Origin of the sequence: Aggregatibacter kilianii (genome assembly GCF_003130255.1) — a bacterium.
In the GTDB taxonomy this organism is placed as follows: Bacteria; Pseudomonadota; Gammaproteobacteria; order Enterobacterales; family Pasteurellaceae; genus Aggregatibacter; species Aggregatibacter kilianii.
Window position 1 is genome coordinate 1,130,765 of sequence record NZ_NRCN01000001.1, and the last position, 18,351, is coordinate 1,149,115.

15 protein-coding genes and 1 riboswitch are annotated in these 18,351 nt (G+C 42.9%); of the genes, 14 read left to right on the forward strand and 1 reads right to left on the reverse strand.

Translation table 11 applies throughout. The annotated features are described in order from the left end of the window. The first annotated feature begins 118 nt into the window (after positions 1-118). The 7 genes from DK428_RS05310 to ribB all read left to right on the forward strand — a co-directional run bounded on the left by DK428_RS05310 (position 119) and on the right by ribB (position 6,735). On the forward strand, positions 119-1,102 hold the full coding sequence (locus DK428_RS05310; protein WP_109064794.1) for a DUF4424 family protein: 984 nt from the start codon (positions 119-121) through the stop codon (positions 1,100-1,102). Between the two features lie 96 nt (positions 1,103-1,198). Continuing rightward, positions 1,199-2,650, forward strand: a complete 1,452-nt coding sequence (gene modF, locus DK428_RS05315; protein WP_109064795.1) for a molybdate ABC transporter ATP-binding protein ModF — start codon at positions 1,199-1,201, stop codon at positions 2,648-2,650. A gap of 28 nt (positions 2,651-2,678) precedes the next feature. Continuing rightward, positions 2,679-3,608 (forward strand): AEC family transporter, encoded by a 930-nt coding sequence (locus DK428_RS05320; protein WP_109064796.1) that lies wholly within the window; start codon positions 2,679-2,681, stop codon positions 3,606-3,608. Positions 3,609-3,760: 152 nt separating this feature from the next. Next, complete coding sequence (locus DK428_RS05325; protein ID WP_109064797.1) at positions 3,761-4,555, forward strand: formate/nitrite transporter family protein; 795 nt, start codon at positions 3,761-3,763, stop codon at positions 4,553-4,555. A 143-nt stretch (positions 4,556-4,698) separates the two neighbouring features. After that, entirely contained in the window at positions 4,699-4,971 is a 273-nt protein-coding gene (locus tag DK428_RS11800) for a hypothetical protein (protein WP_239493785.1), read from the forward strand. Between the two features lie 13 nt (positions 4,972-4,984). Further along, complete coding sequence (locus tag DK428_RS05330) at positions 4,985-5,539, forward strand: hypothetical protein (protein WP_239493786.1); 555 nt, start codon at positions 4,985-4,987, stop codon at positions 5,537-5,539. Between the two features lie 285 nt (positions 5,540-5,824). Beyond that, positions 5,825-5,996: riboswitch (FMN riboswitch) on the forward strand. Between the two features lie 94 nt (positions 5,997-6,090). Continuing rightward, positions 6,091-6,735, forward strand: a complete 645-nt coding sequence (gene ribB, locus DK428_RS05335) for a 3,4-dihydroxy-2-butanone-4-phosphate synthase (RefSeq protein WP_109064798.1) — start codon at positions 6,091-6,093, stop codon at positions 6,733-6,735. Between the two features lie 105 nt (positions 6,736-6,840). Here ribB and DK428_RS05340 read toward each other — a convergent pair whose 3' ends face one another. Beyond that, complete coding sequence (locus DK428_RS05340; protein ID WP_109064799.1) at positions 6,841-10,071, reverse strand: S8 family serine peptidase; 3,231 nt, start codon at positions 10,069-10,071, stop codon at positions 6,841-6,843. Between the two features lie 394 nt (positions 10,072-10,465). On the opposite strand from DK428_RS05340, the gene secE reads away from it, so the two are divergent. From secE to rpoB, 7 genes are all read left to right on the forward strand, one after another. After that, positions 10,466-10,876: a preprotein translocase subunit SecE gene (gene secE, locus DK428_RS05345; RefSeq protein ID WP_109064800.1), complete on the forward strand. Its 411-nt coding sequence runs from the start codon at positions 10,466-10,468 to the stop codon at positions 10,874-10,876. 1 nt (position 10,877) lies between these two features. Continuing rightward, positions 10,878-11,429 (forward strand): transcription termination/antitermination protein NusG, encoded by a 552-nt coding sequence (gene nusG, locus DK428_RS05350; RefSeq protein WP_109064801.1) that lies wholly within the window; start codon positions 10,878-10,880, stop codon positions 11,427-11,429. A gap of 168 nt (positions 11,430-11,597) precedes the next feature. Beyond that, positions 11,598-12,026: a 50S ribosomal protein L11 gene (gene rplK, locus DK428_RS05355; protein ID WP_109064802.1), complete on the forward strand. Its 429-nt coding sequence runs from the start codon at positions 11,598-11,600 to the stop codon at positions 12,024-12,026. A gap of 4 nt (positions 12,027-12,030) precedes the next feature. Then, entirely contained in the window at positions 12,031-12,720 is a 690-nt protein-coding gene (gene rplA / locus DK428_RS05360; protein WP_109064803.1) for a 50S ribosomal protein L1, read from the forward strand. 357 nt (positions 12,721-13,077) lie between these two features. After that, the gene (gene rplJ, locus DK428_RS05365) at positions 13,078-13,569 is read left to right on the forward strand and encodes a 50S ribosomal protein L10 (RefSeq protein WP_021616062.1); all 492 of its coding nucleotides are present in this window, start codon (positions 13,078-13,080) and stop codon (positions 13,567-13,569) included. A gap of 51 nt (positions 13,570-13,620) precedes the next feature. Beyond that, a complete protein-coding gene (gene rplL, locus DK428_RS05370; protein WP_109064804.1) occupies positions 13,621-13,989 on the forward strand; it encodes a 50S ribosomal protein L7/L12 in 369 nt (122 codons plus the stop codon). A 267-nt stretch (positions 13,990-14,256) separates the two neighbouring features. Continuing rightward, entirely contained in the window at positions 14,257-18,285 is a 4,029-nt protein-coding gene (gene rpoB / locus DK428_RS05375; RefSeq protein ID WP_109090088.1) for a DNA-directed RNA polymerase subunit beta, read from the forward strand. The last annotated feature ends 66 nt before the right edge of the window (positions 18,286-18,351 follow it).

Consider the following 18,351-nt stretch of genomic DNA (forward strand, 5'->3'; position numbering starts at 1 on the left):
TACTCATAGCAGAGTCTCAAAAACATTTTCAAAATCCACCGCACTTTTTATCCCTAATCCTGCCAATTCCTGCTATGATTTTCGCCGTTCATCAATACATTATTTCCTGAGGACTAATATGAAAAAATACGTTGCTTTAACCGCGCTCTGTTTCGCTTTTACCGCACAAGCCAACGACAGCACGGGGTTTGTCTCCACTGGTGGCGTGGAATACATCAAAAATGACAATATTGCCATGCAAAAAGAAAATCTGTTTATCAGTCTCGATAAAATTAAGGTGGACTACGAATATCAAAATCTTACCGACAAAGACATTACGGAAACTGTGCTATTCCCATTACCTGAGGTTTCTCTTTATGATTACGGAGACTTTGCGGATACAGCAGGGTTAATTAATACCTTTAAAATCTACGCTAATGGTAAGGAAATTAAACCGCAAGTGCATGTGCGGGCGTTTTTTTATAAAACAGAAAAAGAAGGGACAGAGGAACAAAAATTGGTGCCTCATGATGTGACGGCGATTTTCAGAGATTGTGGTTTAACTGAGGAAGAATTGATGGAACCTTGGTTGCGCAAATCTGCATCGGCAGATAATAAAATTTTGAAGTGTAAAGATCCTCGTTTAGCCAAATTTGAATTGGAAAAATATGAAGGTGAACTGTTTTGGGGCGGGCAAATGATTTATAGTTGGCAGCAAACCTTTAAAGCTTCCGACACGACTTACATCAGCCATGAATATGCCCCGTTGGTCGGTGGTGGCGTGTCTATCTCGTCTATATTAGAACTCGATGAGGAGACACCGTTTACCGAGCAATATTGTATTGGACCTGAATTTAAGCATGCCATTAAAAAATTAATTCCTGAGGGAGGTGGTTCCTATCGTCAGTTGGGCTATATTTTAAAAACCGGGGCCAACTGGGCAAAACCAATCGCCGATTTCACCTTAACCATCGAGCGACCAAAAGATCAGCTAGTGTCATTTTGTTGGAAAGGCAAAGGGGAAGTGAAGAAAGTCTTGCAAAACGACAAGGTGGTACAATTCCAAGTACAGGAAAAAGATTTCTTGCCACAACAGGATTTAGATGTGTTGTATGCACCGTAACACAGTGAATGCGGAGTAAAAAACTGGGCAAATTCATGTTCATGGGGAAAATTGTTCCGTTGTACTGTCTGCTTTTGGTAAATAAAAGGAGCAATCATGCCTCAACTCAATATAGAAAACGCGCAATTTCGACTGCATGAAAAACGTTTGCTAAAGCTACCGCACTTTTGTGTCAAGACTCGGGATTATTGGGTCGTGGTGGGCAGTAACGGCAGCGGAAAAACGGCGTTTTCATTAACGTTACAAGGGGCATTGCCGCTTGAGGCTGGTGAATATCACTGTGATTTTGAACGCATTGGGTTGTTTTCTTTTGAACGGCAACAGCAAATTCTGGAACAAACTTTTAAAGATCGTAACAACGACACGGTGAGTCCTGACGATTTCGGCAAAACTGCACGTCAGACCATTTTGAACGGCAGCGATAAAGAAACCTTGTGTGACTCTTATGCGGCGCTGTTGCATATTACGTCGCTGTTGGATCGTCCGTTTATGTTGCTTTCTACCGGCGAGAGCCGCAAAGTGTTGTTGGCGCAAGCATTGGTTGCCGAACCGCAATTATTAATTTTAGATGAGCCTTTTGAAGGGCTGGATCAACAGTCTGTGTCGAATTGGCAACAATTGCTGCAACAGCTCAATGAAAAAATGGCGTTGGTGTTGATCGTCAATCGCTTTTCCGACATTCCTTCTGCCGCTGATCATGTGGCGTTGTTAGATCACAACCAGTTAATTTTGCAGGGAGAACGGACGGAGGTTGAGCAACAAAGCCTATTTCAACAGGTACAATATGCGGAGCAAAACGTTGATGTGCCGTTGCCGGAAAGTGCTGTGTCGCCGATTAAATTACCGCCGAATCAATCCCCTTTTGAACTGAAAAACGTTACCGTTCAATATGGTGAGAATGTCATTTTAAATCGGCTTGATTGGACAGTGGCGCCTGAGCAAAATTGGTGGATTAAAGGGCCGAACGGTGCGGGAAAATCTACGCTATTGTCGCTTATTTGCGGCGATCATCCGCAATCTTATGCTAATCATGTGGTTTTATTCGGTAAACAGCGGGGAAGTGGCGAAACCATTTGGGAGATTAAACGCAACATCGGTTATGTCAGCAGTCAGTTACACATGGATTATCGGGTCAACTGTTCTGCATTAGAGGTGATTATTTCGGGCTTTTTTGACAGCATCGGCGTATATCAAAGCGTTCCCGGCGCATTGAGGATCAAGGCGATGCAATGGCTTACGCGCTTGAATATGGAGGCGTTGGCAAATCGTCCGTTTCGTTCCCTTTCTTGGGGACAACAGCGCCTGTTGTTGATTACCCGCGCGATGGTGAAACACCCGCCCATATTGATTTTAGATGAACCGTTGCAAGGCCTCGACGGCATGAATCGCAAACTGGTAAAGCACTTTATCGAACAACTGGTGAACAATAGTCAAACCCAACTGCTCTTCGTGTCCCACCAAGATCAGGACGCGCCGAATTGCATTACGCATGTGTTTGAATTTATCCCGCAAGGCGATGGATACGTTTATAAACAAAGTGCGGTGTGATTTTTAATTATTTTGACGAAGAACAACTATGGATATCGCATTCATTCTCGGCACGAAAATCGTTGAACTGACCCTTATTGTGTTGATGGGCTATGGGTTGGTGAAAAGCAAATTGCTTAAATCGGAAGACAGCAAGCCACTGTCTATTATCGGGTTATATATCATCAGCCCCGCCGTGATGATCGAAGCCTTTCAGATTCCTTACACGCCGGAAATTTTAGACGGATTGCTACTTTCTTTGGGCATGGCCGTCTTTTTACATATCATGCTGATTGCCATCGGGGCATTGCTGAAACGGTGGCTTCATCTTGATCCGATTGAACACGCCGCGTCCATTTATTCGAACTCGGGTAATTTGATTATTCCTTTGGTGATGTCCTTGTTTGGCAAGGAATGGGTGATTTATGCCAGCTGTTTTATTATCGTACAGACCTTTTTATTTTGGACGCATTGCCGCCTGATTATTGTTGGGAAAGGCAATTTAACGCTAAAAACCGTGCTGAAAAACATTAATATTTGGTCAATCATGATTGGGGTGACCATGTTTTCCTTACAGATTAAATTGCCTAACATGATTAATGGTACGCTGACATCTGTTGGTATGTTTATCGGTCCAAACGCCATGTTAATCGCCGGTATGTTGATTGCCGCCATTCCGTTGCGGGCGATTCTTTCTTCTAAACGCATTTATTTAGTGACTTTTTTGCGCTTGATTATGATTCCATTAATATTATTGGTCATCGTGAAAGTCTGTGGTTTTGCCGATTGGGTTGAAAACGGTGAAACCATTGCGCTCATCAGTTTCCTCGCCACCACCAGCCCTGCGGCCTCTACCGTGACACAAATGGCACTGATTTTTGGCAACAATGCTCAAAAAGCCAGTGCCATCTACGGTGTCACCACCATGCTTTGTATGTTCACCATGCCATTGATCATTGCGTTGTATCAGTTGTGGTAAAAGTGCGGTAGGTTTTGACCGCACTTTTAGATGTCGGGTTATTATTCAATTTTGTTATAACTAAAAATTAGTATATATAGTTAACAATTCTTTCGTTTTTGCTGTTCGGTTTGCTACATTTTCACCGTTTTATTTTCATTAGAGGTACAACTATGCAGCATCGCGATCTTTATCCCCACGAAATCTTACAGGATGTTATCGACAAAAGTTATGCCAAGTCGGAAGGGCACTTAAAAACATTGGCAATTTTAAGCTTTTTAGGTGGCGGCTATGTGAGTTTTGGTTATATGGCATATTTAAAAGTGGTGAGCGGCATTCCTCCCGAGTGGGGCGGGCTGGCGACATTACTTGGTGCGGCGGTGTTTCCTATTTGTTTGATTTGTATTTTAATCGGCGGTGGTGAATTAGCCACGGGAAACATGATGATGATGGCATTGGGCCGTTTAACCCGAAGAGTGAGCTTTAAAAAACTGTTTCGTAACTGGATTGTGGTGAGTTCGGGCAACCTGCTCGGCGCGCTATTTATGGCGTATTTCTTAGGGCATTATGTAGGCTTATCAGAAGGTGCTGCTGCCGCTAAAACCATTGCTATCGCCGAGGCTAAAGTGCAAATGGATTTCGGGCGGGCCTTTATTTCTGCCATTGCTTGTAACTGGATGGTCTGCATGGGTATTTGGTTCTATTTCGGTGCCAAACAAACCTCCGGTCGTATTCTTGCCATGTGGTTCCCGGTGATGATTTTTGTACTTATCGGGTTACAGCACTTTGTCGCCAATATGTTTATTATTCCGGCCGGGATTTTTGCCGGTGCTAACGTCACTTGGAGCCAATTTTTCTTCAATATGATTCCGGTCTTTTTAGGCAATGTCACGGGTGGTGCGGCATTTGTCGGCGCATCTTATCTTTACGCCTATCGCCATTTATTAAAAGAAGATTATTGTATTTAGCAAAAGAAAAGTGCGGTGGATTTTGACCGCACTTTATCAAGTTTATTAAATATTGCAATGGCTTACCATTATTGACGAAGTTGTCTTTTATTAAATTAATATTAAAATACTATCGGGTTAAACTTCTATTGCAGGACAATTTTATGGGTCGGTTTTTATTCTTATCTCTCCTTTGTGTCGTTTCTTCTTCCGCATTTGCCCTTTTCCCCGTCCAAACCGATTGGCAGGTAAATCATTTACAGGGAAAAGTGAAATCCGTGGTTTATCATGCGGAAGATAACCCGGAAACCGTAGATGGGAAAATGATGACGACCGACACCGCTCATTTTTATAACGAACAAGGCTTTTTAATTAAAACGGAAGTCAACGTCGGAGAATCCAAATCTGCCGATAAAATTACTGCCATATCGATATGATAAGCAGCATCGCTTGCAAGAAGTTGATTATGGTATGGATAAAGATACTTACCGACAACTTTATCACTATGAAGAAAATGCAGACGGTTCGGGAGCCATTTTGGAGATCTCTTACATCGGTAAAAAACCGAAAAAGCCGAATTTTCAAGAAGAATATGTCAAAAGAACCTATGACAAGGAAGGCAAACTCACCTCTGAAGCGTTCTATTCTGCAAAAGATATGATTGATGAGCATGTGAGAAAATTTCACTACGACAATGGCAAGCTGATCAATGCCTGTGATTTTGACGATGTAGGCAAGGAAAGGAATTGTGACACTTATCGTTATTTAGAAGATGGTACCTTTGAGCATAACACCAACTTTAATGTCGGACGGGCGAATTTTACTTACGACAAAAACCATAATGAATTAAAACGCCAAATTTTTGATGAATATGAGAGATTAAAAGAAACCCTGACGATCCGCCATAAATTCGATAAACATGGCAATGTTGTTGAAAGCATTATGTATGATGAAAAAGGCCAATGGTTAGGCAAAGAAACCTATACTTATGAATATTATGAATAAGGACTTGAAAGGCGTATTGTTAGCTATATTAGGTTAATGCAGTGAAGTTATCGGATAACTCCGAACGTACTTTTTCAGCACAAAAGTCAGCGAGCTTTCAGATTTCATCTACTTTAAGCGAACATCCCAAATATGGAAACAGGATAAAGAAAAACTCGGTGCCTGTGATTCGAATGTAACAAATTCTTTGGAAGATATTCCGCTTGCTTCCATTCTTTTTCTATCTGATTCATGATTTCCCCAAAAAACCGATTTGATAGCCCTTTTCTTTGCGCTATACTAGGCCCGCATTCTCAGGGCAGGGTGAAAGTCCCTACCGGTGGTGAGCGTGTTAACGTAAGCCCACGAGCGTTTGAGGCAAAAGTGCGGGTGATTTTTCCCGTGTTTTTTCTCAAAGTCAGCAGATTTGGTGTGAATCCAAAGCCGACAGTGATAGTCTGGATGAAAGAGAATAAAAAAGCAGCACAGGTTTTGTGAAAGACCTGTGTCATCCTTTTTATCCATTCGCCCTGATTCTGGTATTCATTCATTTTATAAAAAAGGTATTTACTATGAATCAGTCATTATTGGCCCCTTTCGGTACTGCTGAAGAGCGCGTTAAAAACGCACTTGAGGCGTTCAAACAAGGCAACGGCGTCCTCGTGTTAGACGATGAAAATCGTGAAAACGAAGGCGACTTAATTTTCCCCGCAGAAACCATCACCACCGAACAAATGGCAACGTTGATCCGCCATGGCAGCGGCATTGTGTGTTTGTGTATTAAAGATGAATTATGCAAACAGTTAGATTTGCCACCGATGGTTTCCAACAACACCAGCGTAAACAAAACTGCATTTACTGTTACCATTGAAGCGGCAACAGGCGTATCGACCGGTGTATCCGCTGCCGATCGCGTGACTACCATAAAAACTGCGATTGCTGATGGTGCCAAACCTTCTGATTTGCATCGCCCCGGCCACGTTTTCCCATTACGTGCTGCTGCCAACGGCGTATTGCAACGCAACGGCCACACTGAAGCCGCAGTGGATTTAGCGCGCTTGGCCGGCTATAAAGAAGCGGGTGTGATTTGCGAAATCACCAATGATAACGGCACCATGGCAAGAATACCGGAACTTATTGAATTCGTTAAAGAACATGGTTATCCCATTGTGACCATTGAAGATTTGATTGAGTATCGGAAAAAATTTAATTGTTAAGTTGCTTTGTGCGGAGTGAGGAAATTCATGTGGAAAACCCACCGCACTTTTCTTCGATATTCATTAAAAAAGTGCCATTTTCATGGCACTTTTGTTTTGAGCGAATTAAAAGGCGTATTTTAACTGCGAATTAACACCGTTAGATTTTGTGTCATTGTTGTAAGTGCCTTGATAGCCTAATTTCACGCTAAATGCCGGAGTGAAATTCGCTTGAATGGCAAGTCCTGCGGTGATGAGGCTGGTGAGCTTGTTGCCATAAAGCGTAGCTTGCGCCTGATCGTTGATGATCATCACTCCTTGTGGCGTTTTGTCATGATAGAAACGATGATAGGCCAGATCCCCTTGAAGGCTGAATGACACCGCACCTAAGCTAAACGGAATGCTTGGGCGTAGGCCGACGGAGGTGGCAAATAGGTCACGTTTGTTGTCGGCTACGCGGATTTCACCTTGGGTGAAACTCTTGGTGTTGATATGCAGATAACTTACGCCCGCATAAGGCTCAAGCGCGAAGTTGTCGCTTTGTATGCCGCGATAGGCTAATTCGGCGAATAGGTCTTCGGTTTGACTGTGCGTTTTGCCTTTTTTGGCGATAGCTAGGTGTTTTTCGTCTTTGCTTCGGGTATGAATAAAACCGGCTTTCAGATTGAGATCGGCGGTTAATGCGTAGTTGCCATATACGCCTAAATGCAATGCACGATCTTTGGAAGTGCGGTCATTTTTATGCGTGTTTTTTGTTGCACCGAAAAATGCCCCTACGTTGGATGTATCGTTCACATTGAAATCGGCACCGAGCAATTGATTGTAGCTATGGCTGCTTAAGCCGTGAGTGCTTAGGTGGTTGTAGCTACTGTTACTCCAAAGACGGGTATTTTGATTTAACTTAGCGTTTATGGCCGCCGGCCGGGTAAGCTGTTGGCGTAACGTCAAGTTATTGATCAAATTATGTTGTTGCGCCGCTAAATCGGCGTCATAGTTGAGGCCGTCAAATGCCTTATAAGCTTGCGCTTGAGTCGCGAAGAGTAGGCCTTGATACAGGCTACCGGTGCTATTATCAATCGCATTAGCTATAGCGGCCTCATTGGCACTTCTAGCCACGTTGGACATCGCTTGTTTTTGCATTGTGAGTCTAAGGGCGCCGGCATCGCTTTGATTAGTCGCGACAAAGAAGGCGTAAGGGCTGGTTGCCTGCGCTTTCTCGGCATTAACAAAAGTGCCGGAACCTTGTATGTTCACTGTTTGGTGTGGGTTTTGGCGTAGTTGTTGTTGGGTTGCTTCGTCAAATTGCGCTGATTGCAGTTTGGCACCGTCCTCGAAAGTTGCATGAATATTGGCGATTCCGTCATTTAGTACGAAAGTCCCGCCTTTGGCGATGGTTGCTGTGACAGCTTGTGCAGTACTAGCTATTGTGGTGGTTGTGTAACCGTTTGGTCCGGGTTTGGTAACGTTGGCTTTGGTGAGAATTTCTAGAGCAGCGCCATCTTTGACGAATACACCTTTTGATGAGCCAACAGACTGGTTAAGTGCAGATAAGCGTCCTTCTTGGACGTCCACTTGGCCGCTGAAACTGTTTGTGCCGGTTAGTGTTAATATGCCGTTGCCATTTTTTACCAAGGCGCCTTCATAACCTTGAGCTAGCCGTTGGTTACGCGCAATTTCGCGATCTAAGCCGACTTGATATTCCGCTTTTTCCTCCGCTGTTGCACTATTCCGATTTTGCATTAAGGCTTGTAATTCTGCCTTGCGTGTTGCCCAAGTTGCGGCTTCAGCTTGATCTTCTAACTGACGTGCTTTGATGGCTTTATCGCTTATGTCATTTGACCAAAGGTCGTCTTGATTTAAGGTGACGTTAAATTCTCCTAAGAATTGGCCCGGACCAAACATTGCTTTGCCAAGATCTAAAATACCCCAACCCCAAACGTTACTCGGTACGCCTTGTTCGGTTTCCCAACGTTCTAATGGCTTGCCTTCAAGTCCTTGACGAAGCGTGGTTTGTCTTGCCGTAGTGAGCATCACATCACGTGCTTGATCCGTTGTCATATATGGGTAACGGGCGAAAATCACGCCAAGTGCACCGCTGACATGTGGTGCGGCCATAGAGGTACCGCCAGCCGATTTATAGATAGCATTGCCGTAAGTTTGAGCATTTGCTAATTCTACATAGGCAGAATAGATATTGGCTGATGGCGCAGCAATCGTCCACCATTTTGAATGGCCGGCTAGGTTAAACTCTTGAATATCCGCACCAGCTTTCTCATCGCTCACATCTTCGCTTGAGTCGTTTGGATAACCCTCACCGCCCACTTGTCCGGTAACGTTTACCCAATATTTTTCTGCATCAGGTCTGAAGTATGGCAGCATTGCACGGGTGAAAGATTCTGCCATCATGCTTCGGTTACCGGCGGTAAAGACTTGGATTACCTCTTTGTTTTTAGCCACTTCATAGGCTGCATCTATAAAATTCTTTTCGCCGCCGATGACAAATTGATAGTAGGCTTTTTTCGCTTCGTCCAAGTCTTTTAAATAAATATGTGCGGACGGATCGCTAATCGGCTTGGGCGCAGTGACTACGTCGTAATATTCTACGCCATATTCAGGCACGGGACGCCAATTGTAGGAAGGCTTGTATCCCAATGCTCCCGCAAAAGACGAATTCACTCGGCGATTTGAACCCCAACTGTTATTGATCGCTTTGACGCCTGCATCGGCAAGGGCGGTGTAGCCCTTTAAGAAGAAACTATAATCTTGGTTCGGGCCATAGGTCATATTATCGTTACCACCAGTGTTGGCAGAATACAGATTTGCACCAAAAGCCACGCCATGCATTTCATTGCCATCTCTGCTCGCTGCCATTGTGCCGCCAACGTGTGTGCCATGGGCATCATTAGTGTATTTATGCCATGAACCGTCAACGTCAAAGGCTTCTCCTTTGGTAAATTTACCGCTATCGGTTTTATCAAAATTACGTTTGCCGTTTTTCACCGGTTCATCTTTGTTAATTGGCCCATTACCATAAGCTGCATCGGGATATCGCATACCATTTGTATGATAAGTACCTACGGTTTTTACCGTATGAATACGCCCGTCTTGAAATTCAGGGTGGTTCAACAGCACACCGGAATCCATTACGCCGATATTGACACCACGGCCGTTAAATCCCATGGCGTACGCGGTGGAAGCGTTCATTGAGGTTAACCCCCAGTCTTTTAAGTATTCCTGAGTTTCCCAACTTGCGGTATTTCCTAATTGACCGACTTCCGTATAAGCCAATACGCTACCGGTATAAATACCAATGAAGAGAGCTAATGCTGTTTTTCGAATAGGGAGAATATGTTTCATCTTATGTTTCCTTGTGAGAATTGGTTATTTAACTGCTTGATAAAGCAAGAATCGAGCCACCGCCGAAAACCAATGTGCTTAATTTTCATCAGTATTTTATTAACTCGATAGTAGTGGTTCAATAAGGGAGACTTGATGAAATATAAAATTTTTTGATTTATATCTATTAATGCTACGTTAGGGTTTTAAGAGTCGGGTTTAAAAAAGAGAAGTTGAGGGAAATGATCACACCTGATGTGCGAATCCCAAATTTAAATTTCTATGATTGTTTAGTGCTGAAAAAATGATCGAAAATCTTTGTGTAATTTTAATATGAAACTGGAAAATTAGCTGTTATAATTCTGCGTTCGAAAAAGATCCCCGTTTTTTAAAGTTACATAATGGATAAATTTTTATGGCATTAGAAGTTGAGAAAAAGAAAAATGCGCCCGAGGCTTTGGAAGAAAAGTCTAAAGGGGTAAACATTTTTTTATGGCTGTTGACAGTTGTGATTATTGCGGTAACTGCCTTCGGTAATATTTATTTCCAAGACCAATATTCTACCCCGATTCGTGTTGTTGCCGTTGTTGTGTTGCTACTGATTTCCTTAGGCGTGGCAGCAACGACTAATCAAGGTCGAAAAGCCCTTGGTTTCTTTAAAGATTCACGCACAGAACTGAGAAAAATCGTATGGCCAACCCGTCCGGAAGCAACGCAAACAACGTTTATTGTTGTTGGTGTCACGGTGTTTGTTTCATTGATTCTTTGGGGATTAGACTCAATCATTGTAAGAATTATTACTTTTTTAACCGACTGGAGATTCTAAAATGACAGACACCGCAAATAAAAAACGTTGGTACGTGTTGCAGGCTTTCTCCGGTTTTGAAGCCCGTGTAGCAACGACTTTACGCGAATACATTAAACTTCATCAAATGGAAGAACAATTTGGTGAAGTGCTTGTACCAACCGAAGAGGTGGTTGAAAATGTGGCAGGTAAGCGTCGTAAAAGTGAGCGTAAATATTTCCCGGGCTATGTGCTAGTTCAAATGGAAATGAATGATGACACTTGGCATTTGGTTCGTAGCGTACCACGTGTGATGGGCTTTATTGGGGGGACACCGGATAAACCGGCGCCAATTAGTAACCGTGAAGCAGATATTATTTTGAATCGTTTGGAACAAAACAGCGACAAGCCAAAACCAAGAACCACTTTCCAACCGGGCGAGGAAGTACGTGTGACCGAAGGACCATTTATGGATTTCAACGGTACGGTGGAAGAAATCGACTACGAAAAAGGGCGTTTGAAAGTGTCCGTTTCTATTTTTGGTCGTGCTACACCGGTTGAACTTGAGTTCAGCCAAGTGGAAAAAAACAGTTAGTTAAAAACGTTTAAATTTTTGACCGCACTTTAAATTAACTATGAAAGTGTGGTGACTTTCTCAAGTATTTTTACTTGAAAAACCGGTTGCGTTTGATTAGAATGCAACCCTTTTTATCAACAGGGGAGCTAGCAATAGCGTTATTACCCACTTAGAGGAAACTTAAAAATGGCAAAAAAAGTCCAAGCCTACGTTAAGTTGCAAGTTGCAGCTGGTATGGCAAACCCTTCACCACCGGTTGGTCCTGCATTAGGTCAACAAGGTGTTAACATCATGGAATTCTGTAAAGCATTCAACGCTCGTACCGAGAGCTTAGAAAAAGGTTTACCAATTCCTGTGGTTATCACTGTTTATGCAGACCGTTCATTCACTTTTATTACTAAAACTCCACCGGCTGCCGTGTTATTGAAAAAAGCGGCCGGCGTTAAATCCGGTTCTAATAAACCGAACAAAGATAAAGTAGGTAAAGTGACTTTAGAACAGGTTCGTCAAATCGCTGAAACTAAAGCGGCCGATATGACCGGTGCGACTATCGAAACCAAGATGAAATCAATTGTCGGTACTGCTCGTTCTATGGGCTTAACGGTGGAGGAATAATACAATGGCTAAATTGACTAAAAAAATGAAAGCAATCAAAGCCGGCGTAGATTCTACCAAGGCGTACGAAATCAATGAAGCAATCGCAGTATTGAAACAGTTCGCGACTGCTAAATTCGTGGAAAGCGTTGACGTTGCAGTAAACTTGGGTATCGATCCTCGTAAATCTGACCAAAACGTTCGTGGTGCAACTGTATTACCACACGGTACTGGTCGTGAAGTACGTGTAGCTGTGTTCACTCAAGGCGCAAACGCAGAAGCAGCTAAAGCAGCCGGCGCTGACTTAGTGGGTATGGAAGATTTGGCAGAGCAAATCAAAAAAGGCGAAATGAACTTCGACGTTGTTATTGCATCTCCTGATGCAATGCGTGTTGTTGGTCAATTAGGTCAAGTATTAGGCCCACGCGGTTTAATGCCAAACCCTAAAGTTGGTACTGTAACACCAAACGTTGCTGAAGCCGTGAAAAATGCGAAGTCCGGTCAGGTTCGTTACCGTAACGATAAGAACGGTATCATCCACACCACAATCGGTAAAGCGAACTTCTCTGAAGTTCAATTAAAAGAAAACCTTCAAGCGTTATTGGCCGCTTTAACTAAAGCGAAACCAACCACTTCAAAAGGTGTCTTTATTAAGAAAGTAAGTATTTCTACTACAATGGGTGCCGGTGTAGCAGTTGATCAAGCTTCACTATAATCCGTAGAAATACGATGAAATATGACCGCACTTTTAAAAGTGCGGTTATTTTTTGTGGTGTTTATTGTATTTGAATTGATGGTTTTTTATCATCAGCCTTTACAAACACCATTTTGATCGTTATAATTTTCGTCCTTTTTAGACCGTAATTTACATGCGGTTTAGTATTTCTGGTTGGTGCTTGACCTCATTCAAGCCCCGTCCAAGACCGTAGGGGAGCAATCTTAATTATCCTACGTAGATGGTGAACAGAATAAGAATTTTCTTGCTTCTGTGCACCGAATTCGTACTAATATGTTGTTTATATTAGGTATTTAAATTCCGAGCAATCGGAGTGTATTCAGGAGCTAACAGCCAATGGCATTAAATCTTCAAGACAAACAAGCAATTGTTGCCGAAGTAAATGAAGCAGCCAAAGGTGCCCTTTCTGCTGTGATCGCGGATTCCCGTGGTGTGACAGTAGACAAAATGACCGAATTGCGTAAATCTGCACGCGAAGCCGGTGTTTCTATGCGCGTTGTTCGTAATACTTTATTACGTCGTGCAGTAGAAGGCACTGAATTCGAATGTTTGAAAGACACATTTACCGGTCCAACACTTATCGCATTCTCTACCGAACATCCAGGTGCTGCAGCACGTTTGTTCAAAGAATTTGCAAAAGCAAACGATAAGTTTGAACTTAAAGGTGCAGCCTTTGAAGGTAAGATCCAAGATGTTGAATTCTTAGCAACATTACCGACTTACGACGAAGCAATTGCACGTTTAATGGGCACAATGAAAGAAGCTGCGGCAGGCAAACTTGTTCGCACTCTTGCGGCATTACGCGACAAATTACAAGAAGCGGCTTAATCAAGCGTTTCTTCATCCAATTAACTTTATTTACTTTAGGAATTGATTGTTATGTCATTAACTAACGAACAAATCATTGAAGCGATTGCTTCTAAATCTGTAACTGAAATCGTTGAATTAATCACAGCGATGGAAGAAAAATTTGGTGTTTCAGCAGCGGCAGCAGTAGCAGCAGCTCCGGCAGCAGGCGCAGCAGCAGTTGAAGAAAAAACTGAATTCGACGTAGTTCTTGCTGAAGCTGGTGCTAACAAAGTAGCAGTAATCAAAGCAGTACGTGGTGCAACCGGTTTAGGCTTGAAAGAAGCTAAAGACTTAGTTGAATCTGCACCGGCTGTATTGAAAGAAGGCATCGCTAAAGCAGAAGCAGAAGCACTTAAGAAAGAATTAGAAGAAGCCGGCGCTAAAGTAGAAATCAAATAATTTTGATACTATTTTGTCCTGTTTCTCAGGTTAAATGGCTGGTGGGTAACCATCAGCCATTTTGTGCTATCAAAAACAGAAGTAAATTTGCCGTTTAATTACTTTTGTTTCCTCGAATTAAACCAAGCATTTTAATTTGAGTCACCCACTCAAGAAGTAAGGTTCATAGTGCGGTCATCTAAAACGGTATCTAATACATTGTCACCAATATTTGCCCAAATTATTGTGTGTTGATTGTGGGTCACTGAACAGAAGCAGAGGAACCCTATGGTTTACTCCTATACCGAGAAAAAACGAATTCGTAAAGACTTCGGCAAACGTCCGCAAGTTTTAAATATTCCTTATTTATTAACAATTCAGATCGATTCTTTTGAAAAATTTATTCAAAGAGATCCTGATGGTCAACAAGGCTTAGAAGCCGCTTTCCGCTCTGTATTCCCGATTGTCAGTACAAACGGAAATACCGAATTACAATATGTCAGCTATCAATTAGGCGAGTCCGTGTTTGACGTGCGTGAATGCCAAATTCGCGGTACCACTTATGCAGCGCCGTTACGCGTAAAACTACGCTTAGTCAGTTATGACAAAGATGCCGCACCGGGCACCATCAAAGATATTAAAGAACAAGAAGTTTATATGGGTGAAATCCCATTGATGACCGATAACGGTACTTTTGTTATTAACGGTACCGAGCGTGTTATCGTGTCTCAATTACACCGCAGTCCGGGTGTGTTCTTTGATAGCGACAAAGGTAAAACTCATTCTTCAGGTAAAGTGCTGTATAACGCACGTATTATTCCTTACCGCGGTTCATGGTTGGATTTTGAGTTTGATCCGAAAGATAATTTATATGCACGTATCGACCGTCGTCGTAAATTACCGGCAACTATTATTTTACGTGCGTTAGGCTATACCACCGAACAAATCTTAGATCTTTTCTTTGATAAAATTGCCTTTGAAATCAAAGATAATAAATTATTAATGACCTTAGTGCCGGAGCGTTTACGTGGTGAAACCGCCGCGTTTGATATTGAGGCTAAAGGTAAGGTTTATATTGAACGTGGCCGTCGTATTACTGCACGTCATATTAAAGCCTTAGAAAAAGACAACATCACACAAGTTGAAGTACCGACCGAATATATCGTGGGCAAAGTTGCCGCGAAAGATTACGTGGATTTAGAAACCGGTGAACTGGTTTGCCCGGCAAATATGGAGCTTTCACTTGAGTTATTGGCAAAATTAGCACAAGCCGGTTATACACAAATTGAGACTTTATTTACCAATGATCTTGATTATGGTCCGTATATTTCCGAAACCTTACGTGTAGATCCTTCTAATGATCGTCTAAGTGCGTTAGTGGAAATCTATCGCATGATGCGTCCGGGTGAGCCACCGACAAAAGAAGCCGCAGAAGCATTATTTGACAACCTGTTCTTCTCTTCCGATCGTTATGATTTGTCTGCTGTAGGTAGAATGAAATTTAACCGCTCTTTAGGTATTGAAGAAGCTACCGGTAACGGCACGTTAAGTAATGAAGATATCGTCAGTGTGATGAAAAAACTGATTGATATTCGTAATGGTCGCGGAGAAGTGGATGATATTGACCACTTAGGTAACCGTCGTATCCGTTCTGTGGGTGAAATGGCAGAGAACCAATTCCGTATTGGCTTGGTGCGCGTTGAACGTGCGGTGAAAGAGCGTTTATCTTTAGGTGATTTAGATGCCATCACACCACAAGATTTAATTAACGCAAAACCAATTTCTGCTGCGGTGAAAGAATTCTTTGGTTCATCTCAGTTATCTCAATTTATGGACCAAAACAACCCGTTATCAGAAGTCACACACAAACGTCGTATTTCTGCATTAGGTCCGGGCGGTTTAACTCGTGAGCGTGCAGGTTTTGAGGTGCGTGACGTACATGCCACCCACTATGGTCGCGTGTGTCCGATTGAAACGCCTGAAGGTCCAAACATCGGTTTGATTAACTCCCTTTCTGTTTATGCGCGTACTAACGACTACGGCTTCTTAGAAACACCGTATCGTAAAGTGGTAAATGGCCAGGTGACCGAAGAAATTGAATATCTTTCTGCGATTGAAGAAGGTAAATACGTTATTGCACAGGCGAACTCAAGTCTTGATGAAGATTTCCGCTTTACCGATGCGTTTGTTACCTGTCGTGGTGAACATGGTGAATCAGGTCTTTATAAACCTGAAGAAATTCACTATATGGACGTTTCTACCCAACAAGTGGTTTCTGTGGCGGCAGCCTTGATTCCATTCTTAGAGCACGACGATGCGAACCGTGCTTTGATGGGGGCAAACATGCAACGCCAAGCGGTTCCAACCTTGCGTGCAGATAAACCGTTAGTCGGTACCGGTATTGAAAAAGCAGTAGCGCTTGACTCCGGTGTTGCGGTTGTCGCAAGACGCGGTGGTACGATTCAATACGTGGACGCTTCCCGTATTGTGGTGAAAGTCAATGAAGACGAAACCGTTGCGGGCGAAGCCGGTATTGATATTTATAACTTAATCAAATACACACGTTCTAACCAAAATACCTGTATCAACCAAATTCCTTGTGTGAATTTAGGTGACCCGATTGAACGTGGTGAAATCTTGGCAGACGGACCATCTACCGATTTAGGTGAGTTGGCGCTTGGTCAAAATATTCGCGTAGCGTTCATGCCATGGAACGGTTATAACTTCGAAGACTCCATGTTAGTTTCCGAACGTGTGGTACAACAAGATCGTTTCACAACTATTCACATTCAAGAGCTTTCTTGTGTGGCACGTGATACCAAATTAGGTGCGGAAGAAATTACCGCAGATATTCCTAACGTCGGTGAAGCCGCATTAAGCAAATTGGACGAATCCGGTATCGTGTATATCGGTGCGGAAGTGAAGGGTGGCGATATTCTGGTGGGTAAAGTGACACCAAAAGGTGAAACCCAATTAACCCCGGAAGAAAAATTATTACGCGCGATCTTCGGTGAAAAAGCCTCTGACGTGAAAGATTCTTCTTTACGTGTACCAAACAGCGTTTCCGGTACCGTTATCGACGTACAAGTGTTTACCCGTGATGGCGTAGAAAAAGACAAACGTGCGTTAGAAATTGAAGAAATGCAGTTAAAACAAGCGAAAAAAGACTTGAGCGAAGAGTTTGAGATCTTGGAAGCAGGCTTGTTTATGCGTATCCGCAACCTATTGTTGTCCGGTGGTTTCGATGCGAAATCCTTAGATAAATTAGACCGCACTAAATGGTTGGAACAAACCTTAGATAACGAGGAAAAACAACACCAGTTAGAGCAATTAGCGGAACAACATGAAGAATTACGCAAAGAATTTGAACGTAAATTGGAAGTGCAACGCAACAAGATTATCCAAGGCGACGATTTGGCACCGGGCGTGTTGAAAGTGGTTAAAGTATATCTTGCGGTGAAACGTCAAATTCAACCGGGTGATAAAATGGCGGGTCGTCACGGTAACAAAGGGGTTATCTCAAAAATTAACCCTGTGGAAGACATGCCATACGATGAAAACGGTCAACCTGTTGAAATCGTATTGAACCCGTTGGGCGTTCCGTCCCGTATGAATATCGGTCAAATCTTGGAAACTCACTTAGGTTTGGCGGCGAAAGGTATCGGCGATCAAATTAATGCGATGATTAAGCAACAACAATCTATCGCGAAATTGCGTGAATACATGCAAAAAGCCTATGACCTTGGCGGCGGTTCACAAAAAGTGGATCTCAGCACCTTTACTGATGAAGAAGTGATGCGTTTAGCACAAAACTTACGTAAAGGCTTGCCGATTGCGACACCGGTATTTGACGGTGCACATGAAAAAGAAATCAAAGGCTTATTAGAGCTTGGTGGTTTACCTACTTCCGGTCAAATTACCCTTTATGATGGTCGTACAGGTGAGAAATTCGAGCGTCCGGTAACTGTAGGTTACATGTATATGCTCAAATTGAACCACTTGGTTGATGACAAAATGCACGCGCGTTCAACCGGTTCTTATAGTCTTGTTACTCAACAACCATTGGGTGGTAAGGCACAATTCGGTGGTCAACGTTTCGGTGAGATGGAGGTGTGGGCACTTGAAGCTTATGGTGCGGCTTATACCTTACAAGAAATGTTAACCGTGAAATCCGATGACGTGAACGGTCGTACGAAGATGTATAAAAACATCGTCAGCGGCAACCAACAAATGGATCCGGGCACACCGGAATCTTTCAACGTAATTATGAAAGAAATCCGTTCACTTGGTATCAACATCGACTTAGACGAAGAATAAGTCAGGGTATTGACCCCCTATTGAGCCCAAGTGCGGTCGATTTTAAAAACGTTTTGAAAAACGACC